Origin of the sequence: Acidocella sp. MX-AZ03 (assembly GCF_027626035.1) — a bacterium.
Taxonomy (GTDB): domain Bacteria; phylum Pseudomonadota; class Alphaproteobacteria; order Acetobacterales; family Acetobacteraceae; genus Acidocella; species Acidocella facilis.
On the sequence record NZ_CP110774.1, the window covers coordinates 2,075,371 to 2,099,528 of the forward strand.

Genomic DNA, 24,158 nt, shown 5'->3' on the forward strand with positions numbered 1-24,158 from the left:
ACGCTGCCATCCCTGCCGGGCGGGGTATCGAAATCGATGTCATACTCGCTGGCCGGGGCGTGGGCATGGCCCTCCGGGTGGGTGCTGGTCATGTGAGGTTTCCCGCGTCGTCTGTTTCGTTGCGGAAAACCTATCCTCAGCCCTGTTTCGTAGGCAAGCTGATTTTGCGCGCCAGTTCCGCCAGCATCGCCGGGTAGAGCTTGTGCTCCTGCTCCAGCACCCGTGCCGCCAGCGCCGCCTCGTCATCGCCCGGCAGCAGCTTCACCCGCGCCTGGCCCAGAACCGGGCCTTCATCCATGCCTTCCGTCACCAGATGCACGGTGCAGCCATGCTCGGCCTCGCCCGCCTCGATGGCGCGCTGATGCGTATCCAGCCCGGGAAATTTCGGCAGCAGCGAGGGGTGGATATTCAGCATCCGCCCCGCCCAACGCTGCACCAGCCAGGGGGTGAGCAGCCGCATATAGCCAGCTAGGCAGATAATCTGCACATCCCGCGCCCGCAGTTGCGCGTCGATCGCCCGCTCATGCGCCTCACGGTCCTTGCCGAACGGCTTGGCCGGCACGGCCATCGCCTCAACGCCAAGCCCGCGCGCAATCTCCAGCCCGGCCGCCTCCGGCTTGTTGGAGAGCACCAGCACGATCTCAGCCGGAAACTCTGGCGCTTGCGCGGCCTTCACCAGCGACACCATGTTGGAGCCGCGTCCGGAGATCAGAATCGCAACGCGCGGCTTCATCAGGCGAAGAGCTTATCCTGGCCTGCGACGACGATGCCCTCTTCGGCGGTGACATGGCCGAGCAGGAAAGGCTGCTCGCTAGCCTCACGCAGCAGCGCCATCGCGGCCTCGGCATCGCTGACGATCAGCGTCATGCCCACGCCGCAATTGAACACCCGCAGCATCTCTTCCGGCGCCACCTTCGCGGTCTGCGCCAGGAAGGAGAAGATTTCCGGCATCGCCCAGGGCCGTTCAGCCTGGCGCCGCAGCCCTTCGGCAGCGCACGCGGCAGATTGCCCGGCAGGCCGCCACCGGTGATATGCGCCGCCGCCTTCATCAGCCCGGCCTTATGCAGCGCCAGCATCGGCTTCACGTAAATGCGGGTCGGGGTGGTCAGCAGCTCGGCCGCGCGCTGGCCGAGGATCTGCGAATCCCACCCCAGCCCGGCATCCTGCATGATCCGGCGGACCAGCGAGAAGCCGTTGGAATGCACGCCCGAGGAGGGCAGCGCCAAAATCGCATCTCCCGGCGCCACGCCGGCCGGCAGCAGCGCCCCGCGCTCAGCCGCCCCCACGGAGAAGCCGGCCAGATCATAATCGCCCTTGGCGTACATGCCCGGCATTTCCGCCGTCTCACCGCCCACCAGGGCGCAATCGGCCTGCTTGCAGCCCTCGGCGATGCCGGCGATGATCCGCTTGGCGGCATCCACATCCAGCGCCCCGGTGGCGAAATAATCCAGGAAGAACAAAGGTGCCGCACCCTGCACCACCAGATCATTCACGCACATCGCCACCAGATCGATGCCGACATAGTCGTGGATCCCGGTCTCGATGGCGATTTTCAGCTTAGTGCCGACGCCATCGGTGGTGGAGACCAGCACCGGGTCGGTAAAGCCCGCCGCCTTCAAATCGAACAGCGCGCCGAAGCCGCCCAGCCCGCCCATCACGCCGGCACGGGTCGTCGCCTTGGCCATCGGCTTGATGGCTTCCACCAGCGCGTCGCCCGCCTCGATATCCACCCCGGCATCCCGGTACGTCACGCTAGTCATGTCAGCCTCCGATGCGCTAAGCCAGCGCCATGGCGCTGCTTCAAAATTCCGGCGAAATCCCGCCGCCTTTCAACACAGCCGGCGGGGCCGCGCAATCTTACCAGGGGCATGATGTACGAAAACAAGGCCGATATGCAGCGCTATAAGCGCGTGCAGTGGCAGCGTCTGGCGCTCTTGGTCGTGGTGATGGCCGCATGCTGGCTCTGCTTCCGGCTTTTCTCCTCGATCCTGCTGCCCTTCGTCGTCGCCGCCGGACTGGCCTATTTCCTTGATCCCCTGGTGGAACGCCTCGACGATCTCGGCATCAGCCGGCCCTATGGCACGCTGCTGGTGCTGCTGGCTTTCGGCGTGGCCGTACTTCTGTTCATTCTGCTGCTCTATCCGGTGATCGCGGCGCAGGCTTCATCCTTCATCTCCAACGTCCCCACCTATATCCAGACCGTCCAGGCGGATTTCGCCAGCCTGATGCGCAATCTGCAGCACCGCCTGCCCTATCAGCTGCGCACCAAGCTGCAGGATCTGGCCTCCAACCAAGCCGATACGCTGGTGACCTATGCCGGCAAGGCCGCCTCCAACATCATCGGCAGCGGTTTCGCGGTGGTGAATGTGCTCACCCTGCTCATCGTCACCCCGGTCGTCACCTTCTATTTCCTGCGTGACTGGCCGAGCATCATCCGCCATGTCGATAGCTGGCTGCCGCGGCCTTATGAAGGTCTGATCCGCGCCCAGGCGGTGGAGATCAACAAGATCCTCTCCGCCTGGATCCGCGGCCAGGCGATCTGCTGCCTCGCCCTGGCCGCCATCTACGCCATCGGCCTCACCGTGATCGGGCTGGATCTCGGGCTCATCGTCGGGCTCACTGCCGGCATCCTCTCCTTCATCCCCTATGTCGGCACGCTGCTGGGCGGCATCACCGCGATGCTGCTGGCACTCAGCCAGAATCAGGGCTGGCATGGGGTAATCGCGGTGCTGATCGTCTTCGCCGTCGGCCAGGGGCTGAATGACTATATCATCCAGCCCCGCTTCCTGGGCGACCGGGTCGGCCTCTCCGCCGTCTGGGTGATCTTCGCCTTGTTCGCCGGTGGCGCCGCGTTCGGCTTCCTCGGCATCATGCTGGCGGTGCCGGTCACCGCCACGCTGGGGTCCTCACCCGCTTCTGGCTGCGCCGCTATCTGCTCTCGCCACTTTATCTCGACGCTCCGCCCGAATGAGGCAACTCGTCCTGCCCTTCGCGGAATTGTCGCTGCCTTATACGGAGGAGGATTTCTGCCCCGCCCCTCCAACGCGGCCGCGCGCGAATGGCTGGCCCGGCCGGAAGCCTGGAGTAATGGAAGGCTGGTGCTGTGGGGCGAGGCCGGCTGCGGCAAAACCCATCTGCTGCATCTCTGGGCGCAGAGCCAAGACGCGCGCATTGTCGATGGCGCCTCGCTGCGCGGCCTCATCCGCCCCACCCGCCCGGTGGCGGTGGACGATGCCGATCTCACGCCCGAACCCACCGCCCTGCTGCACCTGCTCAACGCTGCCGCCGAGGACGGGCTGCCGGTCCTGCTCGCCTCCCGCCCGCCGCCGATCCGCATGGGCTACAAGCTGGCGGACCTGACCAGCCGCTTGCGCGCCTCCGCCAGTGTCGAAATCCGCGCCCCGGAGGATGAGTTGCTGGAAGCGCTGCTCACCCGCCTGGCCGCCGCCCGCCAGCTCAGCCTGCCCCTACCAGTACGCAACCTGCTGCTCCTGCACCTCCCCCGCGCGCCCGCCTTTTACCGCGAAGCCATCGCCCGGCTGGACCGGCTGGCGATGGATCGCGGGGCGCGCATCACCCGCCCGATGGCCATGGAAATCCTGGCGGAGATCGCCTCCGACGCGTAAAGTTTTTACTCAATCATAACATGTCATCTTTGATGACCTTGGTATAAATCGGTCATGGACCAGCAGAATCCCCCGCCTGTCGTTGAAACCGCGCCCGACCATGCGATCGGGCTGCATGACCCCGCCCGCTTCATCAACCGGGAACTCTCCTGGCTGGATTTCAATTTCCGGGTGGTCTCGGAGGCGCGCAACGCCCGGCACCCGCTGCTTGAGCGGCTGCGCTTCGTCTCCATCAGCGCCTCCAACCTGGATGAGTTCTGCTCCGTCCGCGTCGCCGGGCTGATCGGCCAGGCTCGCGCCGGGGTGCTGGAACATTCCGCCGACGGCCTCACCCCCGCCCAGCAGCTGCAGGCGATCAAAATCCGCTCGCGCGAGCTGATCAACGCCCAGCAATCGGCGTTTGATGAGGTGCGGGGCCTGCTGGCCAAGGCCGGGCTGGTGGTTCTGGCCGCCGCCGAGCTGACCACGGACGATGCCAGCTTCCTCGATTCCTATTTCATGGAACGCGTCTTCCCGGTGCTCACCCCGCTGGCGGTGGACCCGGCGCACCCCTTCCCCTTCATCCCGAATATGGGGCTGGTGATGGCGCTCTCCCTGGCGCGCGACGATGATCGCGGCCAGATGTCGGCGCTGATCCCGCTGCCCAGCCAGATCGAGCGCTTCATCCGCCTGCCCTCCGGCACCGGCCCGATCCGCTTCATCATGCTCGAAGAGCTGGTGGCGATGAACATGCAGCGCCTGTTTCCCGGCTTCTCGGTCCAGGGCTCCGGCCTGTTCCGGCTGATCCGCGATACGGACGTGGAGTTCGAGGAGGAGGCCGAGGATCTGGTCCGCTCTTACGAAAGCGCGCTGAAGCGCCGCCGCCGCGGTGTCGCCATCCAGCTCACCATCCAGGCCGACATGCCCGATGATCTGCGCGAGCTGGTGATCGACGCGGTCGAGGCCCCGCCCGAGGAGGTCTACACCGAATCCGGCATCATCGGGCTGGTCGATGTGAAGCAGCTGATCGTCGATGACCGGCCCGACCTGCTCTTCGCCCCCTACACGCCTCGATTTCCCGAGCGTATCCGCGATTTCGCGGGGGATTGTTTTGCCGCCATCCGGGCCAAGGATATTCTGGTCCATCACCCGTTCGAGAGTTTCGATGTGGTGGTGCAGTTCCTCCGCCAGGCGGCCATCGATCCGAATGTCGTCGCGATCAAACAGACGCTCTATCGCACCAGCCGCGACAGCCCCATCGTCAAGGCGCTGATCGAAGCCGCCGAGGCCGGCAAATCCGTCACCGCCATGGTGGAGCTGAAGGCCCGCTTCGATGAGGAGGCGAATATCCGCCTCTCCCGGGCGCTGGAAGCTGCCGGGGTGCAGGTGGTGTTCGGCTTCGTGGGGCTGAAGACCCACGCCAAGCTCTCCTACGTGGTGCGGCGCGAGGCCGGCAGCTTGCGCGCCTATGCGCATTTCGGCACCGGCAATTACCACCCGATCACGGCGCGCATCTATACCGATCTCAGCTTCTTCACCTGCGATCCGGCGATGACCCGCGACGCGGCGCGGCTGTTCAACTACATGACCGGCTACGCCAAGCCGGAGGCCATGGAGCAGCTCGCCTTCTCACCGCTGACCACCCGCAAGACGCTGGAACAGCAGATCGACCACGAGATCGCCAATGCCAAGGCCGGCAAGCCGTCGGGCATCTGGCTGAAGATGAACTCGCTGGTGGATGCCAAGCTGATCGACCATCTCTACGAGGCCAGCCGGGCGGGTGTGCCCATCCAGGCGGTGGTGCGCGGCATTTGCTGCCTGCGCCCCGGCGTGCCGGGCCTCTCCGAGACGATCAAGGTGAAATCCATCGTCGGGCGCTTCCTGGAGCATTCACGGATCTATATTTTCGCCAACGGCCAGGCCATGCCCTCGCGCGAGAACAAGCTGTTCATCTCCAGCGCCGACTGGATGGAGCGCAACATGGATTTCCGCGTGGAAACGCTGGTGCCGATCCATAACCCCACCGTGCATGCGCAGATCCTGGACCAGATCATGGTCGTCAATCTGCGGGACGACGCGCAGAGCTCCGAGTTGCGCGCCGATGGCAGCTGGGTGCGCGTCACCGCCGGCGACCCGCCAGCCTCCGCGCATGACTACTTCATGACCAACCCCTCTCTCTCCGGCCGCGGCTCCGCCCTGCATGGCGGCCTGGCCACTGAGCGGGTGAAGCCAAAATACAAACGCCGGATGGACTAGCGGCGCCCGCCAAAGGTGCAAAGCGGGACGGAAATTCCCGCTCCGCCATGCCCGCTTGAGGCTGGATTTTTGGATTTCCCTGTGCCATACGCCCAACCGGCCGCACAGGCTCATGCCGTCCTAGCTCAGTTGGTAGAGCAACTGATTCGTAATCAGTAGGTCGCCGGTTCGATTCCGGCGGACGGCACCAGGTTTTCCAGGAAAACAAAGATTTCAGTCGAACCTGCGCATGACGCGGGAGACGCTTCGAAATCACGGACCTTATGCGGACCAGCCGAAAAAAGAATATCTTTTTTCCGCCGCCGCGCGGCGGGAATGGCCATCAATCCGTGAAATCGGCCCGCGTCTTCGCCCGGCGCCAGCGCTCGCGCTCGTGTCGCTTGAGTTCAGCCCGCAGCGCCCGCTGGCGCGGCGGGGATCTGGTTTTCGGGTATTGCGCGACCCGCGCCATCCGCTGCGCCTGACAGAGCGATCCAGCACGGGCCTCACACCGATTTTTAATCAAAAATGAGACAATTTTATATTTATCACAGATAATTGTCTCGAATAACGAGAAAATTTGTTTCTAATTTATTTACTTTTATACATTCATCCTGAATAAAAGCCGCGCTTTCGCAATGTTTCCTGCTTTTCGTCGCAGTGAAAAATTTTTGATCCGGAGCGTTTTATGGCCAATACACTTGTTTCAACCACCTTCTCCAACGCGGTGTTCAGCCCTGCTTCCGGCGTTTCCGGTGGCGAGACGATTTCGGGCCATCTTTTCGCGACCTATAACAGCGCCGGGACCTTGATCAGCGAGACAGGCACCATCTCCCTGACGGAAACGCTGACCGCCGGCGGCGTCACCACCGAGACCTTCACCCTGAACAACGCGGGGACACTTGTCGGCAATCAATCCAGCGGCAGCGGGATTAATTACAACACCTCGAACGGCACGAACTCGGGGTACGAGATTTTCATTCCCGAGGCCTCGTCCTCCGGAACCGGACCGACCTTTACGGATCTGCATCTGGACTGGAATTCGGCCACCAACCCGGTCTTCTTCCTGGGCCAGGAAACCAACACGACCAGCGGGAACGCGCAATATTCGGCCTTGATGCAAGGCTACAACGCGCTGACCCTGACCTCGAGCGGCACCGAGGTCAGCACCGTGACCACCCTCTGCTTCTATGCCGGCGTCCGCCTGGCCACCCCGACCGGCGACGTGCCGGTAGAGTCACTCCAGCCGGGCGATCTCGTGCTGACGCGCAATGGGCCGATGAAGGTGCGCTGGCTTGGCCAGAGCCACGTCTCCACCCGCTTCGCTGATCCGCTTCGCACGCTGCCGATTCGCATCACCGCCGGGGCGCTGGGCGCCGGCCTGCCGAAGCGCGACTTGCTGCTCTCGCCGGACCACGCGATTTGCCTGGATAATATATTGGTGCAAGCGAGCGCCCTGGTGAACGGCACAACCATCCTGCGGGACGCGAATGTGCCGGAATGCTTCACCTATTATCATGTTGAGCTGAGCAGCCATGAGCTGCTGCTGGCTGAAGGGCTGGAAGCGGAAAGCTTTGTCGATAATGCCGAGCGTCGGAGTTTCCATAATTGGGATGAGCGCACCGCGCCCCTGGCGCCGATCGCCGAAATGGACATGCCGCGCGTGAAGTCCGCCCGTCAATTGCCCGCTGCCCTGCGGCAGCAGCTGACGGCCGAGGCCGCATAGAGCCTCAAGCTTTTAGCTTGAGGCTCTATGTTTTGTTTTAGCGAGCAATGGGCGTCCAAGGTGGGACGGATCGCCCCACCTTGCGTTCACGCTTGCGCATGGCTCAGTACAGAGGCGGTTTTAGGAGGCCGTGAGATGGCGGAAGAGGTGGGATTCGAACCCACGGTACGCTTGCACGCACGGCGGTTTTCAAGACCGCTGCCTTAAACCACTCGGCCACCCTTCCAGCGCCGCCGGGCGTTTATATCCACCCGGCGGCCATCCTTTCCCGCGTCAGGCCTCCAAGGTCAAGCGCACCCCGAGCCGCCCGGCCAGATCCTGGATGAACTGCCAGGCCACCCGCCCGGAGCGGCTGCCCCGCGTCATGCTCCATTCCACCGCCGCCGCGCGCAGCTCAGCCGTCTCGATCGGCAGCCCGTAGGCCGCCGCATAGCCCTCGACCATCGCGAAAAACTGCTGCTGGTCGCCGTTATGGAAGCCGATCCACAGCCCGAACCGGTCGGAGAGCGACACCGCCTCCTCCACCGCCTCGCCGGGATTGATCGCGGTCGAGCGCTCATTATCGATCATGTCGCGCGGCATCAGATGCCGGCGGTTGGAGGTGGCATAGAACAGCACGGTCTCCGGCCGCCCCTCGATGCCGCCATCCAGCACGGATTTCAGCGCCTTGTAATCGGCATCGCCCTTCTCGAAGGAGAGATCGTCGCACAGGATCAGGCTGCGGCGCCGGGCGGCGCGCAGCACATTCAGCAGTGCCGGCAGCGAGCCGATATCCTCGCGGTGGATCTCGATCAGCGCCAGCGAATCCTTCAGCTGCCGGTTGGCCTCGGCATGGGCCGCCTTCACCAGCGAGGATTTACCCATCCCCCGCGCGCCCCAGAGCATGGCGTTATTCGCCGGCAAGCCCTTGGCGAAGCGCAGCGTGTTCTCCAGAATCAGCGCCTTCTGGCTCTCCACCCCCTGCAGCAGCGAAATCTCCACCCGCGAGACCTGCTTCACCGGGCTCAGCCCGCCAGAGTGCGGATGCCAGACGAAGGCATCCGCCTGCATCAAATCCGGGGTGCGCGGCGGCGGCGGCGCCAGGCGCTCCAGCGCCTCGGCGATCCGGCGCAACAGGTCATCATCCATTCTCGTCTCCTCCTGTTGACTGCATCGGCGCGCACCCTATGGTCCGCGCAACTTCACGGCAACCAGGAGTGCCCATGTTCATGTCCGCCGCTTATGCGCAAACCGCTTCCGGCGCCGCCGCCTCCGGCCCCGCCGGAATCGCCGCGCTGATGCAGTACGCGCCGATCGTCCTCATCGTCATCGTCTTCTATTTCCTGCTCATCCGCCCGCAGCAGAAGCAGCAGAAAGAGCTGAAAGCGAAGCTCGGCGGGCTCAAGCGCGGCGACAAGGTCGTCACCGCCGGCGGCATCGTCGGGCTGGTGAAGAAGACCGCCGAGGGCTCCAACGAGATCGAGGTCGAGATCGCCCCGAACGTGACAGTGAGCATCGTGCGCTCGACCATCACCACCGTGCTGGCGCCGGCCGCGCCGGCCAATGACTCGGTGAAGAAGTAAGACGGAACTTGGGGCTTTTTGAAAAAAGCCCCCACCCCCAAACTTTTACTCCCCTAGGCCGCTGCCTTGGCGCCGTTCGCGCTCAAGGGGAACAGCATGGCGACATTGCAGCGCTCATAGCGCGCCCCGAATTCCCGCATGATGCCCTCGTCATGCCGGAAGCCCAGCTTCTCATATAGATGCACGGCGGCGGCGGATCTGCTGTTGGACAGCAGATAGAGCCGCCTCGCCCCAGCGCCCGCACCCTGGCGATCATCTCGCGCAGCAGAAACTCCCCCGCCTTGCGGCCCCTTGCCGCCTCCAGCACCCCCATCTTGCCCAGCTCATACTGGCCCTCGCCAGTCTTCAGCAGCGCGCAGGTGCCGACCACCCCGAGCCCCTGCGCCTCGACGAACCAGATCTCCCCGCCCTTTTCGATGATCCGCGCCCGCGGATGATCCAGCACGTCGAGATCCGCGGGCTCCAGCCGGTACATCGCCTCGATCCATTCCCGGTTGATGGCGCCGAACAACGCCGCCCGCTCATCGCTGAAGGGCAGCAGCCGCAGCCCGGCCGGGGCAAAACGCTGGTGCAGCGGCTTTTGCGCCAAAGCCGTCTCGATCGCATCGATCTGCGCCAGAAACTGCGTCTCCATCCCGGCCAGCAGATCCCTCACCGCCGCCTCCACCTGCGGCCAGACCAGCGCCTTCGAGCAGGCCATATCCGCCTCGCCCCGCGCGGTGAGCGAAACCGTCTTGTGCCGCTGGTCCTTATGCAGCCGGTCGATCGCCACCAGCCCCATCTGCGCCAGCTTCGCCGCGTTGCGGGTGATCGCCGGCTGGCTCAGCCCCATCGCCTGGGATAATTCCCCGATGGTCTGCGGGCCATACGCATCCAATGTCGCCAACAGCGAATATTGTGCGGGCTGGATCTCCAGCCCCACCGCGCCGCCGAGTGCCGCCACATCGCCCTGCATCCGCTCCGCCAGCCGCTTCAATCGGCTGGCCAGAAACAAAGCCGGACGCTCCTTCAGAATATCGCCGCTCATTCCCGCACCATAAATATAACAAGACATATAACTTGCTATGTTTTTGCGCTGGAAAGCCCCGCATGGCAATAGGGGGCTCTAAAATCAGTGGCTGCGGGCGGTGGTGTAACGCGCGACCCCGGCCAGGGCGGCGCGAACCTCGCTCTCGGGGAAGGCGGCAAGGCGGTTCACGGCGCTATCGATGAACGCATCCGCGCGGGCGATGGTGCGCGCCGTGCAATCATGTTTCTCGATCAGCTTCAGCGCGGTGGCCAGATCTTCCTCGGTCTGCTCGCTGGCTTCCAGCGTGCGCTGCCAGAAGCCGCGCTCGTCCGCATCGGCATCCTGCAGTGCCAGGATCACCGGATAGGTCAGCTTGCCCTCGCGGAAATCATCGCCCACGGTCTTGCCGAGCTGCGCCTGGTTGGCGGCGTAATCCAGCGCGTCATCCACCAGCTGGAAGGCCATGCCCAGATCCATGCCGAAATCGCGCAAGGCGGCGCAATCCTGCGCACTCGCCCCGGCAATCACCCCGCCCACTTCCGAGGCCGCCGCGAACAAAGCTGCGGTCTTGCCGCGAATCACCTCGAAATAGGTCTCCGGCGTGGTGGAAATATCGTTCTGGGTGGTCAGCTGCAACACCTCGCCCTCGGCGATGGTGGCGGAGGCGGAGGAGAGGATGCGCAGCACCTCCAGCGAGCCATCCTCGACCATCAGCTCGAAGGCGCGGGAGAACAGGAAATCCCCGACCAGCACCGAAGCCTTGTTGCCGAACACCGCATTGGCGGAGGCAAAGCCCCGGCGCAGCAGCGATTCATCCACCACATCGTCATGCAGCAGCGTTGCGGTATGGATGAACTCCACACAGGCGGCGAGATTGACCTGCCGCCCGCCGGTGTAGCCACAGAGCTTGGCCGCCGCGAGGGTGAGCAGCGGGCGCATGCGCTTGCCCCCCGCCGCGACGATATGCGCCGCCAGCTGCGGGATCAGCGCCACCGGGCTGTCCATCCGCGCCACGATGGCCTCGTTCGTCGCCTGCAGCTCTGCCTCCAGCAGCGCCGTCAGGCGGGCCAGCGCGTCGGTGGTCGGCTCTGTCGTCAAAGGGGTCGCATTGTCCAAAATCAGCGCCCTAACCTATCCAAGCAAATTGCGTTAGCACCATATCAGGCGGGTTGTCGGAAGGGTCAAGCGGGTGGTCGAGGATGAGACGAGTGCGGGCACGCTGCTGGGCGGGCGGCTGGCCTACCGGCAGCTGCGCGCCGGGCATCGCAGCGGCTTCGAGCCGGTGCTGATGGCCGCCTTCTGCCCCGCCCGCCCCGGTGTGCGCGTGCTGGAGCTGGGCACCGGCGCGGGGCGGCGCTGCTGTGCCTGCGCGCCCGGCTGGGCGGGATCACCGGTATCGGGGTTGAGCGTCACCCCGCCCTCGCCACCCTGGCCCAGGCGAATTTCACCGGCAATGGCTTTCACGATCTCGCTGGCTTGCAGGCGGATGCCACCCGCCTGCCCTTCGCAAGCCAGACATTCCAGCATGTGATGGCCAATCCGCCCTGGTTCGCGCCGGATGGCACACACTCCCCGATTCTACCCGCGCCCTGGCCCATCACGCCACCGCGGGGCTGCTCGCCGGCTGGATCGGCGAGGCGCTGCGGCTGCTGCGCGACCAGGGCAGCCTGACCCTGGCCTTGCCCGCCGCCAGCTTCGCCCAGGCCGCCAGCCTGCTGCGCCCGGCCTGCGGCGGCATCACCTTGCTGCCGCTCTGGCCGCGCGCCGGGGAGGCCGCGAAGCTGATCCTGCTGCGGGCCTGCAAGGCCAGCCGCGGCCCGGATGTGATCCTGCCCGGCCTAGCGCTGCACGATGAAGCCGGCATCACCGCCGCCGCGCAAGCCGTGCTGCGCGACGGCGCCGCGCTTGACGCGCCGTAACGCCCCCCCTAACGCCAGATCCATGCAGCGCGCCGCGAACCGTTTTCTCACCCTGGAAATCGCCCGGTTCATCGCTGCCTTCTGCGTCGCCACCGACCATCTGGCCGGGCTCGCCACCCGCAACGGTACCAGCGCCATGCCCTTCGGCTTTTCCCTGCCGCCGATCGCCGCGGTGCTGTTCTTCTTCGTGCTCTCCGGCTTCGTCATCCAGAGCGCCCATGCGCGCGACCTCGGCCAGATCGGCGCCCTGCCGCGCTATCTCTGGCGCCGGATCTGGCGCATCTATCCGCTCTACTGGCTGTCGCTGATCATGCCGCTCTGGTTTCTCTGGCACAGCAGCAGCCTGGCCTATCTGGCGCAGACCATCAGCCTGGCGCCAATCTCTTCCTTCTCTATGCCCGAGGCCAATCCCCGGCCTGGACGCTGCGCTTCGAGCTGGCCTTTTATATCATCTTCGCCCTCACCTTGCTGCCGCGCCTGGGCCGCTGGGTGCTGGGCATCTGGCTGGCGCTGCTGCTGCTCTACTGGTTCCCGCATCTGTTTCATGTCGTGGTGCGGCCCTATTTCCAAGCCTTGCCGGCCGGCTTCGCCTGGTATTTCTTCGGCATCCACGATCTGCTGTTTCTCTGCGGGGTGGAGGCCGCGACGCTCCTCGCCCGCCGCCCTTTGCCCGGCTGGGGGTTATGGGCGCTGCTCGGGGCTTCGGCGATCGCGGTACTGGTCCTACTCTCCCGCCAGCATTGGGGGTTCGACTATCCCGACCGCACGCTGGAACTCTTCACCGGCATTGGCTTTGCGGGGCTTATCCTGGCGCTGACCGGGCTGGAGCAAAGCCAGCGCCTCACCCCGCCGCGCTGGGGCGCCGGGCTGGGGGCGATGTCCTATCCGCTCTATCTGATCCATGCCGATTGCGGGGCGCTGCTGATCAAAACGCTGCAAGCCGCCGGGCTGTGGCATAGGCTGCCGGTGCCGGAGCTGTTCCTTTTGGAAATGGCACTCTCACTCACCGCCGCCGCTTTGCTCGCCTTTCTGATCGACAAGCCCTTGCAGCGCCTCGCCCGCCGGGTGGTCTAACCCGCTATTCCAGCGCCAGACAGGCGGCCAGCGGGTCTTCCAGCGCGTTGATGTTGGAGAGCAGATGGATCGCCCGCTCCGGATGCTCATCCTCATCGCCGAGCAGATCAGAGGAGACGCTCAGCGTTCCATCCCACAAAATCCGCACATTCAGCGGCCGCGAGACCGGGGCCTGCACCTGCACCCAGCCGCGGCGCTCCGGCGGCTGGCTCGACGGCGCGGGCGGCGGCGGCGGGGCGTTGCGGTCATAGCCGCGTCCGCCCGGCGGCTGAAACAGCAGCACCCGCTCAGCCGGGAAGGCGCTCAATTCCCGCGCCAGCCAGGCCCATTCATCGGTCGAGAGAAACTCCGCCTGGCGGAAATCCTGCGGGATCTGCGGCCCGTCGAACGTATAGCGAATTTCCACCTGCCAGGCCTGCTTCTCCTCGAGCAGGATGCGCGCCAGCCCGGGCAACTCCTGCAGATTGGCGCGATAGGCCATCAGATTATAGCGAATACGCGGCGCCCCGACGTCTGCCCGAACACCTCCAGCAGCAGCGCCAGATTCTCCAGGAAAATCCCCTGGCGCGCGCCCTTGCGCATGCGCTCATAGACATCCTTGTCGAAGCTCTCCAGCGAGATATTGATATGGTCCAGCCCGGAGCCGGCCAGCGCCTCGAAGAACTCCCGCTTCTGCCGCTTGGCCAGATTAGTGGTAAAGAACAGCTTGCGCCGGTATTCACGCGGCACCAGGGCGATGAACTCCATCAACCTGGGATGCAAGGTCGCCTCATGCAGGCAGGAGAGCCAGAAATTCCCGTCCGGCACGTAGGGGATCAGCCGCAACGCCGCCTGGAAGGTCGCCTCCTCCATCACATTGGTGCGGAACGTCTCAGTGTAATCATAAACGCAGAACGGGCAGCGCAGATTGCAATTATTGACGATATCCAGCCGCACGCATTGCAGCGGGTGAAATTTCCGGTTCAGCCGGGGCGAGCGCTCCACCACATGCGCCGAGCCATGCACCCGCACGATCAGCGCCTCGCGCTCCACCTCGCTCAGTTCGCGGTCGAACAGCACGAAGAAGGCATTCTGCCCATCGCCCAGCCCGGCCTTGCGCAACATGTCGTTGGTCTGCGCCGCGACATGGCGTTGCAGCAGCACCTCACCGCCCGCCCCCGGCAGCAGCAAATCGATGACCACCCGGCGCGCCCCATCCGCCAGGTCCCGCACCCAACCGGCAACATGCCGCGTGCTGCAGGCATCGACAAAGCCCTGATACGGCCCCTGCCCCGGCGGGTCGGTGCGCAGATTCGGCGCCAGCTCCAGCCGGTGCGCCGCCCCTTGCGGGCGCACGTAAACCAGTTCGCGCTCAGCCTCACTCAGCGGCGGGTTGAAATGCGCCTCGAAGGCGTAGCCGCCATCGCCGACACCGACCTGCACCAGGATTTCGCTGAACCCGTCCGCGCGGCCGGAGGCCAGCACGCGCTCTGCTTCATCGCCCGGCAGCACCACCTCGTAGGCGAGACGCGCGTTGGCGTCGTTCACATCGCGCAGCCAGCCTTTCACATGCGCGATGCTGCGTTCATCGACATAACCTTGATAAAGCGGGGTCATCGCATTCATGCCGGGACAGTACGGCAAACCGGCCGGCGCGTACAATCGCGCCGGCGCCGCGGCGGCTTGACGCTCCCCCGGCCTTTGCCGAAAACCCCGGGCAGCATGAACGCTCCCACCGCCCCGGTCCGGCGAAGCTGCGCACGCTGGAAATTGGCCGCTTCATCGCCGCCAGCCTGGTGATGGCAACGCATCTCATCTGGTTCGCCAGGGCCTATGGGCTGGCGGGGCAGGCGGCACTGCTGGGCGGCTTCGTGCCGCCCGCGCCCTTCGCCGTGCAGTTCTTTTTCACGCTGAGCGGCTTTGTGATGGTCTGCGCGCATGGCCGGGAGTTTGGACAGCATGGGCCAGCGCGCGCTTCTGGTGGCGCCGGGCGCGGCGCGTCTATCCGATGTACTGGCTCTCCCTGCTCCTGGTGCTCTGCGCCCTGCGGGCGATGCCGGAAGCCGGGCGGGTGCTCGGGCTGGTCACGCTCGCCCCGTATTTCACCCCGGATATCGTACCCCCCGCCTGGTCGCTGCGGCTGGAGATCGCGTTTTATCTGCTTTTCGGGCTCTGCCTGCTGCCGCGAATCGGCCGCGCGCTGCTGGTCCTCTGGGTGGCGGGCGCGGTGGCTCTTACCTATTGGCCGCATCTGCAGGCGGACCTCGTGCCGCAGGCGCTGCGCGCGCATGCCGTGCTGTTCCTGTTCGGAACCAATTTCACCTGCTTTCACCTGCAATTCTTCGGCGGCATGCTGGCGGGCTGGCTCTACCAAACCCGCCCCCGGGCCCGCGCCTGGCCTGGGGCGTGCTCGCGGCCGGCGCGGCCGCGCTGCTGCTTTGTCTGCCGTTCCTGCACTGGGGCAACGCCTATTACACACCGGCCCTCGCCCCGGTGCTGTCACTGGGCTTCGGCGCGGTGGTGCTGGGGCTGGCGGCGCTGGAGACGGCTGGGGCGATCCGGCCGACCGCACTGGCGACGCGGCTGGGGGCCATCTCCTACCCGCTTTATATCCTGCATGGCAGTTTTCTGGCGCTCTTCACCGCCTTGGCCGCGCCATCGCGCCTGCATCTCGGGCAAGGCGGGCAATATGCGCTCCTGCTCGGGGCGATGCTGGCCATTTACGCGCTCAGCGCCGCCGCCGCCTTTTTCATCGACCAACCCTTGCAACGCCGCCGCCGGCGCGCCTGAGCACAGGCCCGCGCCCTGGCCCCAAACCCGACTCAGAAAATCTTCCCAGACTTGATCTGGTCTGGATTGCGCGTCCGCCCACTATATGTTGTTATGCGCTTCCGTTTTTGACCCTCTGGAGTATCGGCAGCGATGAACATGATGACCAAGCCGGAAGCCCCGCTGCTCGATGACGGCGTGCAGATGCCGGGCCGCTTCCGGGTCAATGTCGATCGCAGCCGCGATTCGCTGCTGACCGATTTCGGCCGCGCCACGCTGGACGACCGCTATCTGCTGCCCGGCGAGGGCTATCAGGACCTCTTCGCCCGTGTCGCCTCCTATTATGGCGACGACCAGGCCCACGCCCAGCGGCTTTACGACTACATCTCCAAAATGTGGTTCATGCCCGCCACCCCGGTGCTCTCCAATGGCGGCACGGATCGCGGCCTGCCGATCTCCTGCTTCCTCAACGAAGCCACCGACAGCCTGGATGGCATTGTCGGGCTTTGGAACGAGAATGTCTGGCTCGCCTCCAAGGGCGGCGGCATCGGCTCCTATTGGGGCAATCTGCGCTCGATCGGCGAGAAGGTCGGGCAGAACGGCAAAACCTCCGGCATCATCCCCTTCATCCGGGTGATGGATTCTCTCACCCTGGCGATCTCCCAGGGCTCGCTGCGGCGCGGCTCGGCGGCGGTCTATCTACCGGTCTGGCATCCGGAGATCGAGGAGTTCGTCGATATGCGCCGCCCGACCGGCGGCGATCCCAACCGCAAGGCGCTCAACCTGCATCACGGCATCCTGATCTCGGATGATTTCATGCGCGCCGTGGAGCAGGACGAGATGTGGGGGCTGCGCTCGCCGAAGGACCATAGCGTGGTGCGCTCGATCTCGGCGCGCGCGCTCTGGATCCGCATCCTCACCACCCGCATCGAGCAGGGCGAGCCCTACATCATCTATTCCGACCATGTTAACGATGCCCGCCCGCAGCAGCATAAGCTGGCCGGGCTGGAGGTGAAAACCTCCAATCTCTGCGCCGAGATCACCTTGCCCACCGGCATCGACCAATATGGCAAGCAGCGCACTGCAGTGTGCTGCCTCTCCTCGCTCAATCTGGAGACCTGGTTCGAATGGCACCAGGATGAGCGCTTCATCGAGGATGTGATGCGCTTTCTCGATAACGTGCTGGAGGATTTCATCCAGAAGGCGCCGGATTCGATGGAGCGGGCCAAATATGCGGCGATGCGCGAGCGCTCCGTCGGCATGGGGGTGATGGGTTTCCATTCCTTCCTTCAGGACAATTCCATCCCCTTCGAGAGCGTGATGGCGAAGGTGTGGAACACCCGCATGTTCAAGCATATCCGCGCCCAGGCGGATGCGGCCTCGAAAACCCTGGCGGCCGAGCGCGGCGCCTGCCCGGATGCGGCGGATTACGGCATCCAGGAGCGTTTCTCCCACAAGATCGCCATCGCCCCCACCGCCTCGATCTCGATCATCGCCGGCAATGCCTCGCCGGGGATCGAGCCGATCAGCGCCAATGTGTTCCTGCAGAAGACGCTCTCGGGCAGCTTCTCGGTGCGCAACCGGGCGCTGAAGAAGGTGCTCGCGGCGCATGGCTTCGACGACGAGGACACCTGGTCCTCGATCACCGTGAACAAGGGCTCGGTCCAGCATCTGGACTTCCTGAGCCCGCATGAGAAAGACGTGTTCAAAACCGCCTTCGAGCTGGACCAGCGCTGGGTGATCGAGCATGCCGCCGACCGCACCCCCTTTATCTGCCAGAGCCAGTCGATCAACCTGTTCCTGCCGGCGAATGTGAATAAGCGCGATCTGCACCAGATTCATTATCAGGCCTGGAAACGGGGGGTGAAATCGCTCTATTATTGCCGCTCACTCTCCATCCAGCGCGCCGATACGGTGTCCGAGAAGAAACCCACCGCCGCCCTGAAGCCCGCCGAGCCCACGGCAAATTACGAAGAATGCCTCGCCTGCCAGTAAGGCAAGACTTGTTATAAAAGTTTTGGTGCCGCTTTTCTCAAAAAGCGGCGAAAAACCGACGCCGATTGACGGAAAGCCGCGACATGACCGACCACGCCCCGAAGATGGACCTGCTGACCGAAAACCCGGTCTATAAGCCCTTCCGCTATCCCTGGGCCTATGAGGCCTGGCTGACCCAGCAGCGCGTGCACTGGCTGCCCGAGGAAGTGCCGCTGGCGGAGGATGTGCGCGACTGGCACAAGAAGCTCACCGAAGGCGAGCGCAATTTGCTGACCCAGATTTTCCGCTTCTTCACCCAGGCGGATGTCGAGGTGAATAATTGCTACATGAAGCAATATTCACAGGTCTTCAAACCCACCGAAGTGCTGATGATGCTCTCGGCCTTCTCCAATATCGAGACCGTGCATATCGCCGCCTATTCGCATCTGCTGGATACGGTGGGCATGCCCGAACTCGAATATCAGGCCTTCCTCAAATACAAGGAGATGAAGGACAAGTACGATTACATGCACAGCTTCTCGATGGAGAGCAAGCATGAAATCGCCAAAACCCTAGCCGCCTTCGGCGCCTTTACCGAGGGGCTGCAGCTCTTCGCGACCTTCGCCATCCTGCTGAACTTCCCGCGCTTCAACAAGATGAAGGGCATGGGGCAGATCATCACCTGGTCGGTGCGCGATGAATCACTTCATTGCGATTCGATCACGAAATTATTCCTCACCTTCATCTCGGAAAACCCCGAGGTGTGGTCCGAACAATTGCGCCAGGAGCTGTACCAGACCTGTGCCACCATCGTCGACCATGAGGACGCCTTCATCGATCTCGCCTTCGAGTTCGGGGCCGTGGAAGGGCTCACCGCCGCCGAGGTCAAGCGTTATATCCGCTATATCGCGGACCGGCGACTGGCCGGTCTGGGGCTCAACGCGCTCTTCCACGTCGAGAAGAACCCGCTGTCCTGGCTGGATGAAATGCTCAACGCCGTCGAGCACACGAACTTCTTCGAGAACCGCTCGACCGAGTACAGCAAGGCGGCGACCTCGGGCAGCTGGGAAGACGCCTTCGCCGATTTCGACACACCCACCACGGGAGGTTGAGATAAATTTTACGATATCGTACTTAAATTTCATTTAACGTCAACCTCTGGATGGAACGAATTTTTTCGTTCTTTTCCAGGGGCTTGTTTTTTCTGTAGCGCGAAGTCTAAATTTCTCTTAAGAATCACGCCGTGGAGAGTTCAACCCACACCTCCTATGAAAGGGAGGTGAATATTGAGAGCCCGGACTTGGCAGACTTCGCAGGACGCTTGACCTACATCATTACGGCAGCGCCCTGCCATCTTTTAAGCCGTTAAGTTAACGAAACGTTGTAAACTCGGATCGAAACGCACCATGTCAGGTTTTCAAGGCCCCGATGAAGAGTTTGAAGCTGGTGGCGCCCGCGCTTCGGGTGGCACGCCGCGCTATAGCCGCCGCCTGTCGGACAAGATTCTGCTCGCCTTCCATCATGCCTGCGATCAAGGCGATTACGAAATTGCCGAGCAGCTGCTGCGGATTCTTGAATCGATGCTGACCCGACGCACGGTTCCGCCGGATTCCAACCGCCGCAAGAGCATCGAGAGCTTGGTGGCGGCGCATGAGCGCCTCTGGCATCTGCGCCATCCGGACGAAGCCGTCGCCTGACCGGCCGCCCGCTCAGGCGACGTATTTGCGGAACATCTCGTAGCCATCGACGTGAAAGGCCAGGCCGGACCATTGGTTCCGCTGGTCGTACCAGATGCTGAGATGCAGCTTCCCGGTGACGTCGAAACGCTGTGCGAGAATGGTGCCGCCATTCGCGTCCGGTAGCTTGTTCCAGCCCGGCGAATTCACGATGGCCGGGTAGTGCCGCCCGGTTTCCACGTTCAGAATCATCGCCTGCAGCATGGCGCGGTTCCAGTAGGTGAGCGGCAGCATCGGCGGTGTGCCGGTATATTGATAATCCCCTGCCTTGGTCGCCTGCACCGCGAAGCCGCCGGGAATCGGGCTCGCCTGCACCGAAAGCAGGGTGCCGTTATGGTTCACCTGGCTCTGCAGCCCGACAAACGCATCCCCCCGCCATTGCTCCACGGCATGGCCGCGATAGCGAAACACCGGAATCCCGGCGATGGTCACCACCATATCCGCCTGGATATCCACCTTCAGCCCATCGCCATCCTGGGTGAATGTCATCAATTGTTCACCGATCGGCGAGCCATTGCGCAGAATCTGAAACCGCATCTGCCCGCTGGGCGGCACCGGCAGGGCGGAGACGGCTTGCGCCGGCGCCCATGGGGCCGCCGTCAACGCCGCTGCCCCCGCCAGAAATCCACGCCGCTCCAGCCTGCCTTGCATCATGCGCGTCTGCACTCCGTCCGGTTCATTTGCCGCCTGAGATAGGGGCGACAGCGCCCTTTTACCATGGCACAATCGCCCCATGCACCAGCTGATTCTCCTTCGCCACGCCAAGGCCGAACCGCAGGCCGAGGGCCAGTCCGACCATGACCGCGCCCTTACCGAGACCGGGCGCGAGGCGGCGCGGCGTGTCGGTGCCGCCATGCGCCGCGCCGGGCTGGCGCCAGAGGTGGTGCTGGTCTCCACCGCCACCCGCACCCAGCAGACGCTGGAAGGGCTGGAGGATGCGACGGTCTGGGATGAATGGCCGAATATCGACCAGCTGCCGCAGCTCTATATGGCCACCCCGCCGCAGATTTTGAACACGCTGCGCGACCTGCCGGAGACGGTGCGCAGCGCCATCGTCATCGGCCATAATCCCGGCCTGCACGAGCTGGCGCTGAGCCTGGCAGGGGAGAGCCGGGCGGATGCCACGCTGGCGCGGATCGATGCCGGCTACCCCACCGCCAGCCTCTCGGAATTCCTGGTCACCAGCAGCTGGCGCCAGCTCGGCCCCGGCACATCCAGCCTCAAACGCTTCCTGCTGGCCAAGGACCTGGCATAACGAAGGTTTCGGGGGCATCCGCGCCGCGGCCCCCGACTTTCATTTCACCCTGCCCGATGCCCGGTCAGCGCATCTCCGGCATCGCGCGGCAGCCGCGCGCAAAGCGGCGAGGCCAGCAGCGCCACTAGGCTGACCACGATGAAAGCGATATCGTAATCGCTGAGGCTGGGTGTGGCGTGCCCGGTCAGGAAGCTGGAAATCTCCAGGCTCGCCGCTCCCACCACCACCCCCATCGTCAAGGAGAGCTGCTGCACAGTGGTGTAGAGCGTGGTCGCGGCGGACATGCGCGAGCGCGGAATATCGCCATAGGCGATGACGTTATAGGCGGTGAATTCCAGCGAGCGGAAGGTGCCGGCCACCAGCAGCACCAGCGCCATCAGCCAGGCCGGCCAGGTTGGCGAGAACAGGGCGCTCGCCGCCAGCATCAGCGTCGCCGCCACCCCGTTCCAGATCAGCACCGAACGGAAGCCGAAGCGGGTCAGCAGCGGCGTCGCGGCCGGCTTCATCGCAATCGCCCCGGCGGCGGAGGCGAAGGTGATCATGCCGCTCTGCAAGGGGGTTTTGCCGAATCCCAGCTGCAACATCAGCGGCAGCAGAAACGGCACCGCCCCTACCGCCACCCGGAAGAAGGTGCCAGCGGTCAGCGAAATCGAGAAGGTCGGCACCCGGAACAGCGAGAAATCCAGGATCGGATTGGCGGCGTTGCGGGCGTGGCGCCAATAGCCAAGGCAGGCCAGGATACCGAGCAGGAAGGCAAGCAGCGTCCAGGGCAGCGGGATCAGCCCGCGCCCGATCGTCTCCATGCCGATCATCAGGAAGGCCATCGTCCCACCCGAGAACACCAGCCCCAGACGATCGAGCTGCCCGCCTCGCCCCTCCTCGCGCACATCGGGAATGAACATCGACACCGCGATGGCGCCGGCAATGCCGATCGGCACATTGATGTCGAACACCCAGCGCCAGGAGGCGACAGAGACGATCAGCCCGCCCAAGGGCGGCCCAGCACCGGGCCGAGCAGCGCCGGCACGGTCAACCAGGCCATCGCCGCCACCATCTGGCTGCGGCTGACCGAGCGCAGCAGCAATAGCCGCCCCACCGGCAGCATCATCGCCCCGCCCAGCCCCTGCACCACCCGCGCCGCCACCAGCACCAGCAAACTCGGCGCGATGCCGCAAAATACCGAGCCGAGGGTGAAGATGATCACCGCCGCGCGAAACACCTGCCGCGCCCCGAACCGGTCCGCTACCCAGCCCGAGGCCGGCACGAACACCGAAAGCGCGATGAGATAGGAGGTGACCGAAACGCTCATATAAAGCGGATCGATGTGAAAGCTTTTCGCCATCGCCGGCAGCGCCGTGGTGACCACGGTCGAATCCAGATTTTGCATGAACAAGGCCACGGCGATGATGATCGCCGTGGTCCGCATGCGTTTGGTGGGAACCTCCGGCTCGATCTCCTGCTCGATCTCGCTGCTCATGGATCGAGCGGCCTCGCCTCCTCCGCCAGCATCACCGGAATGCCATCGCGAATCGGGTAGGCCAGCCGGGCTTTTTCGCTCACCAGCTCCTGGCGGGCCCGGTCATAGGTCAGCGGCCCGCGCGTCACCGGGCAGACCAGCATTTCCAACAGGCGCGGGTCGATCCCCGGCTCATCCGCTTCAACACTCATCCCACCTCAACTCGCTTTCGGCGTTTTATCCTGCCCGGCCCGCCATCGAAGGCGTCGATCTCCAGCAAGGCACGCAAGGCCTCCGCGCGCTGCGCCGCGTCACGGGCTTCCAGTAAAGCCTGCTTTTCCTCAGGCGAAAACGGGCAAGCCATGCAGAGCGAGGTGACCAGGGCCGCGTCGCTCATCTGGCCGATCGCCTCCCAGTTCGCCTCCACCTGCGCCGCGGCGAAATAGCGGCCCAGCGCATCCAGCAAAATCTGCCGGGGAATGGCAGCGGGAGCGGCTCGGGCGAGAGATCCGCCGCATAGCCGGCCAGCCCCGCCTGCACCCGCCGATAGCCCCGGCGCAGGCCGGTCTCCTCAACGATGGTGAAGCGGATCACCCCGGTCAACGCGATCAGATAGCGCCCATCATCGGTTTCCTCGAAACTGGAAATCCGCCCCAGGCAGCCGGTGCGGTACAGGCCGGGACCGGTCTCGCCCTGCGCCAGCCGCCGATCCGGCTGCACCATGCCGAAATAGCGCCCCTGCCCCAGCGCATCCTCGACCATCGCCAGATAGCGCGGCTCGAAAATATTCAGCGGCAACTGCCCGCCGGGCAGCAGCAGCGCCCCGGGCAGGGGAAACACCGGGAACTCCTCCGGCAGATCCTCAAGGCGGGGGATGATGATCGCCATTCAGCTGAACAACAGGGCAGAGAGCTTGCGCCGGGTCGCCATCGTCGCCGGGTCGTCCATGCCCCAGGCCTCGAAGAATTTCAGCAGCTGCAGCCGCGCCCCGTCCTCGTGCCAGGCGCGGTCGCGCTTGATGATCTCCAGCAGCGCCGAAGCCGCCTCGGCGCGGGCGCCACTGGCGTTCAGCGCCGTCGCCAGCTCGTAGCGTGCCTCATGATCGTCCGGGTTCGCGGCCAGGCGCTGCTCCAGCCCGGCCATGGCGGACTGCGCCTGCCGGCCTTCCTGCGCCAGGGTCAAAGCCGCGCGCGCGCCGGTGATCTCGGCATGATTGGCCAAGGCTGGCGGCACTTGGCCCAGCAGCTCCTGCGCCTGTGCTTCCTCGCCCAGCGCCAGCAACGCGCGCACCAGCCCGCCCCAGGCCTCTGGCTTGTCCTGCGTTTCCTGCAGAGCAGCCCCGAAATATTGCGCCGCCGCCTCGGCCTGGCCCTGCTCCAGCAGCGCCTTGCCCTCGGCGATCAGCGCCTCACCCGGCGCCGCGCTGCCTGCCAGCTTCAGCAACCCCTCGACGAAGCGCTTCAGCTCGCTCTCCGGCACAGCACCCGAAAACGTATCCGCGATCTGCCCCTGCCAGAACGCCACCACCGTCGGCACCGATTGCAGCGGCAGCCCCATGCGGGTGAGCTGGCCGACGAGGGCCTGATTCTGATCGACATCGATCTTCACCAGCCGCACCCGCCCGGCCTGCGCGGTGACCGCCCGCTCCAGCGCCGGGGTCAGCGTCTTGCACGGGCCGCACCAGGTCGCCCAGAAATCCACCAGCACCGGCAGCTCACGCGACGCCTCGATGACATCGGCCATGAAATTCGCCTGGTCGCCATCGATGATGAAGGGCGCGGCCCCGGCCGGCTGCGCGCTGGGCGCGTCGTTGAACAGCGTGCTCATGATCTGCTTCCGTCTCAATGTTTCCTGGCTCT

Annotated in this window: 25 protein-coding genes, 2 tRNA genes and 2 pseudogenes; 13 read left to right on the forward strand and 16 right to left on the reverse strand. The window is 64.7% G+C overall.

The window, feature by feature from the left end; genetic code table 11:
* Positions 1-136 precede the first annotated feature (136 nt).
* Both purN and purM read right to left on the reverse strand, forming a co-directional pair.
* A complete protein-coding gene (gene purN / locus GT370_RS11485) occupies positions 137-733 on the reverse strand; it encodes a phosphoribosylglycinamide formyltransferase (protein ID WP_008494488.1) in 597 nt (198 codons plus the stop codon).
* Positions 733-1,760 (reverse strand): annotated as a pseudogene (gene purM / locus GT370_RS11490) (phosphoribosylformylglycinamidine cyclo-ligase). The gene purN and the pseudogene purM overlap by 1 nt, the downstream one beginning before the upstream one ends.
* 108 nt (positions 1,761-1,868) lie before the next feature.
* Between purM and GT370_RS11495 the strand changes: the two are divergent.
* The 5 genes from GT370_RS11495 to GT370_RS11515 all read left to right on the forward strand — a co-directional run bounded on the left by GT370_RS11495 (position 1,869) and on the right by GT370_RS11515 (position 7,566).
* Positions 1,869-3,626 carry an AI-2E family transporter gene (locus GT370_RS11495; RefSeq protein ID WP_270183094.1) on the forward strand — a complete coding sequence of 586 codons (1,758 nt, stop codon included), beginning with the start codon at positions 1,869-1,871 and terminating at the stop codon, positions 3,624-3,626.
* A 54-nt stretch (positions 3,627-3,680) separates the two neighbouring features.
* Positions 3,681-5,861: an RNA degradosome polyphosphate kinase gene (locus GT370_RS11500; RefSeq protein WP_008494484.1), complete on the forward strand. Its 2,181-nt coding sequence runs from the start codon at positions 3,681-3,683 to the stop codon at positions 5,859-5,861.
* 114 nt (positions 5,862-5,975) lie between these two features.
* Positions 5,976-6,051 (forward strand) — tRNA-Thr (locus GT370_RS11505).
* A 39-nt stretch (positions 6,052-6,090) separates the two neighbouring features.
* Entirely contained in the window at positions 6,091-6,372 is a 282-nt protein-coding gene (locus tag GT370_RS11510; RefSeq protein WP_144052753.1) for a hypothetical protein, read from the forward strand.
* A 156-nt stretch (positions 6,373-6,528) separates the two neighbouring features.
* Positions 6,529-7,566 carry a Hint domain-containing protein gene (locus tag GT370_RS11515; RefSeq protein ID WP_008494482.1) on the forward strand — a complete coding sequence of 346 codons (1,038 nt, stop codon included), beginning with the start codon at positions 6,529-6,531 and terminating at the stop codon, positions 7,564-7,566.
* A 136-nt stretch (positions 7,567-7,702) separates the two neighbouring features.
* Here the strand turns inward: GT370_RS11515 and GT370_RS11520 are convergent.
* Together GT370_RS11520 and GT370_RS11525 are read right to left on the reverse strand one after the other, a co-directional pair.
* Positions 7,703-7,792: transfer RNA gene (locus GT370_RS11520), tRNA-Ser, on the reverse strand.
* A 47-nt stretch (positions 7,793-7,839) separates the two neighbouring features.
* Positions 7,840-8,694, reverse strand: a complete 855-nt coding sequence (locus tag GT370_RS11525) for an ATP-binding protein (RefSeq protein WP_008494481.1) — start codon at positions 8,692-8,694, stop codon at positions 7,840-7,842.
* A 74-nt stretch (positions 8,695-8,768) separates the two neighbouring features.
* Here GT370_RS11525 and yajC point away from each other — a divergent pair, with 74 nt between their 5' ends.
* Complete coding sequence (gene yajC / locus GT370_RS11530) at positions 8,769-9,128, forward strand: preprotein translocase subunit YajC (protein WP_008494480.1); 360 nt, start codon at positions 8,769-8,771, stop codon at positions 9,126-9,128.
* Positions 9,129-9,210: 82 nt separating this feature from the next.
* Here yajC and GT370_RS11535 read toward each other — a convergent pair whose 3' ends face one another.
* Together GT370_RS11535 and GT370_RS11540 are read right to left on the reverse strand one after the other, a co-directional pair.
* Entirely contained in the window at positions 9,211-10,155 is a 945-nt protein-coding gene (locus tag GT370_RS11535; RefSeq protein WP_270183095.1) for a bifunctional helix-turn-helix transcriptional regulator/GNAT family N-acetyltransferase, read from the reverse strand.
* 84 nt (positions 10,156-10,239) lie between these two features.
* The gene (locus GT370_RS11540) at positions 10,240-11,235 is read right to left on the reverse strand and encodes a polyprenyl synthetase family protein (protein WP_234731065.1); all 996 of its coding nucleotides are present in this window, start codon (positions 11,233-11,235) and stop codon (positions 10,240-10,242) included.
* Positions 11,236-11,326: 91 nt separating this feature from the next.
* Here GT370_RS11540 and GT370_RS11545 point away from each other — a divergent pair, with 91 nt between their 5' ends.
* Positions 11,327-11,668, forward strand: a complete 342-nt coding sequence (locus tag GT370_RS11545; RefSeq protein WP_270183096.1) for a hypothetical protein — start codon at positions 11,327-11,329, stop codon at positions 11,666-11,668.
* Positions 11,669-11,734: 66 nt separating this feature from the next.
* Here GT370_RS11545 and GT370_RS11550 read toward each other — a convergent pair whose 3' ends face one another.
* Together GT370_RS11550 and GT370_RS11555 are read right to left on the reverse strand one after the other, a co-directional pair.
* Entirely contained in the window at positions 11,735-11,941 is a 207-nt protein-coding gene (locus GT370_RS11550; protein ID WP_270183097.1) for a hypothetical protein, read from the reverse strand.
* A gap of 34 nt (positions 11,942-11,975) precedes the next feature.
* Positions 11,976-12,263 (reverse strand): hypothetical protein, encoded by a 288-nt coding sequence (locus GT370_RS11555; protein WP_270183098.1) that lies wholly within the window; start codon positions 12,261-12,263, stop codon positions 11,976-11,978.
* A 258-nt stretch (positions 12,264-12,521) separates the two neighbouring features.
* On the opposite strand from GT370_RS11555, the gene GT370_RS11560 reads away from it, so the two are divergent.
* On the forward strand, positions 12,522-13,130 hold the full coding sequence (locus GT370_RS11560; protein ID WP_270183099.1) for a hypothetical protein: 609 nt from the start codon (positions 12,522-12,524) through the stop codon (positions 13,128-13,130).
* A gap of 4 nt (positions 13,131-13,134) precedes the next feature.
* Here GT370_RS11560 and GT370_RS11565 read toward each other — a convergent pair whose 3' ends face one another.
* Together GT370_RS11565 and GT370_RS11570 are read right to left on the reverse strand one after the other, a co-directional pair.
* Positions 13,135-13,611, reverse strand: coding sequence for a hypothetical protein (locus tag GT370_RS11565; protein ID WP_270183100.1), 477 nt, complete (start codon positions 13,609-13,611; stop codon positions 13,135-13,137).
* Positions 13,611-14,726, reverse strand: a complete 1,116-nt coding sequence (locus GT370_RS11570; RefSeq protein ID WP_270183101.1) for a radical SAM protein — start codon at positions 14,724-14,726, stop codon at positions 13,611-13,613. Before GT370_RS11570 ends, GT370_RS11565 begins: the two co-directional genes overlap by 1 nt.
* Positions 14,727-15,515: 789 nt before the next feature.
* Here GT370_RS11570 and GT370_RS11575 point away from each other — a divergent pair.
* The 4 genes from GT370_RS11575 (at position 15,516) to GT370_RS11590 (ending at position 19,549) form a co-directional block, all read left to right on the forward strand.
* A complete protein-coding gene (locus GT370_RS11575) occupies positions 15,516-15,899 on the forward strand; it encodes a hypothetical protein (RefSeq protein ID WP_270183102.1) in 384 nt (127 codons plus the stop codon).
* 132 nt (positions 15,900-16,031) lie between these two features.
* Positions 16,032-17,873 (forward strand): ribonucleoside-diphosphate reductase subunit alpha, encoded by a 1,842-nt coding sequence (locus GT370_RS11580; RefSeq protein WP_008494471.1) that lies wholly within the window; start codon positions 16,032-16,034, stop codon positions 17,871-17,873.
* Positions 17,874-17,956: 83 nt separating this feature from the next.
* A complete protein-coding gene (locus tag GT370_RS11585; protein ID WP_039885315.1) occupies positions 17,957-18,964 on the forward strand; it encodes a ribonucleotide-diphosphate reductase subunit beta in 1,008 nt (335 codons plus the stop codon).
* Positions 18,965-19,258: 294 nt separating this feature from the next.
* The gene (locus tag GT370_RS11590; RefSeq protein ID WP_008494469.1) at positions 19,259-19,549 is read left to right on the forward strand and encodes a hypothetical protein; all 291 of its coding nucleotides are present in this window, start codon (positions 19,259-19,261) and stop codon (positions 19,547-19,549) included.
* 12 nt (positions 19,550-19,561) lie between these two features.
* Here the strand turns inward: GT370_RS11590 and GT370_RS11595 are convergent, their stop codons facing one another.
* The gene (locus GT370_RS11595; RefSeq protein WP_008494468.1) at positions 19,562-20,242 is read right to left on the reverse strand and encodes a DUF6134 family protein; all 681 of its coding nucleotides are present in this window, start codon (positions 20,240-20,242) and stop codon (positions 19,562-19,564) included.
* A 79-nt stretch (positions 20,243-20,321) separates the two neighbouring features.
* Here GT370_RS11595 and GT370_RS11600 point away from each other — a divergent pair, with 79 nt between their 5' ends.
* Positions 20,322-20,843, forward strand: coding sequence for a SixA phosphatase family protein (locus GT370_RS11600; protein ID WP_008494467.1), 522 nt, complete (start codon positions 20,322-20,324; stop codon positions 20,841-20,843).
* A 44-nt stretch (positions 20,844-20,887) separates the two neighbouring features.
* Here GT370_RS11600 and GT370_RS11605 read toward each other — a convergent pair.
* The 5 genes and pseudogenes from GT370_RS11605 to GT370_RS11625 form a co-directional block, all read right to left on the reverse strand.
* Positions 20,888-22,320 (reverse strand): annotated as a pseudogene (locus tag GT370_RS11605) (MFS transporter).
* A complete protein-coding gene (locus tag GT370_RS11615; RefSeq protein WP_008494464.1) occupies positions 22,317-22,511 on the reverse strand; it encodes a Trm112 family protein in 195 nt (64 codons plus the stop codon). The pseudogene GT370_RS11605 and the gene GT370_RS11615 overlap by 4 nt, the downstream one beginning before the upstream one ends.
* Positions 22,508-22,696, reverse strand: coding sequence for a hypothetical protein (locus GT370_RS20870; protein WP_333489930.1), 189 nt, complete (start codon positions 22,694-22,696; stop codon positions 22,508-22,510). The genes GT370_RS11615 and GT370_RS20870 overlap by 4 nt, the downstream gene beginning before the upstream one ends.
* Positions 22,693-23,187: an LON peptidase substrate-binding domain-containing protein gene (locus tag GT370_RS11620; protein ID WP_333489931.1), complete on the reverse strand. Its 495-nt coding sequence runs from the start codon at positions 23,185-23,187 to the stop codon at positions 22,693-22,695. Before GT370_RS11620 ends, GT370_RS20870 begins: the two co-directional genes overlap by 4 nt.
* On the reverse strand, positions 23,188-24,126 hold the full coding sequence (locus GT370_RS11625) for a thioredoxin family protein (RefSeq protein ID WP_008494462.1): 939 nt from the start codon (positions 24,124-24,126) through the stop codon (positions 23,188-23,190).
* Positions 24,127-24,158 lie beyond the last annotated feature (32 nt).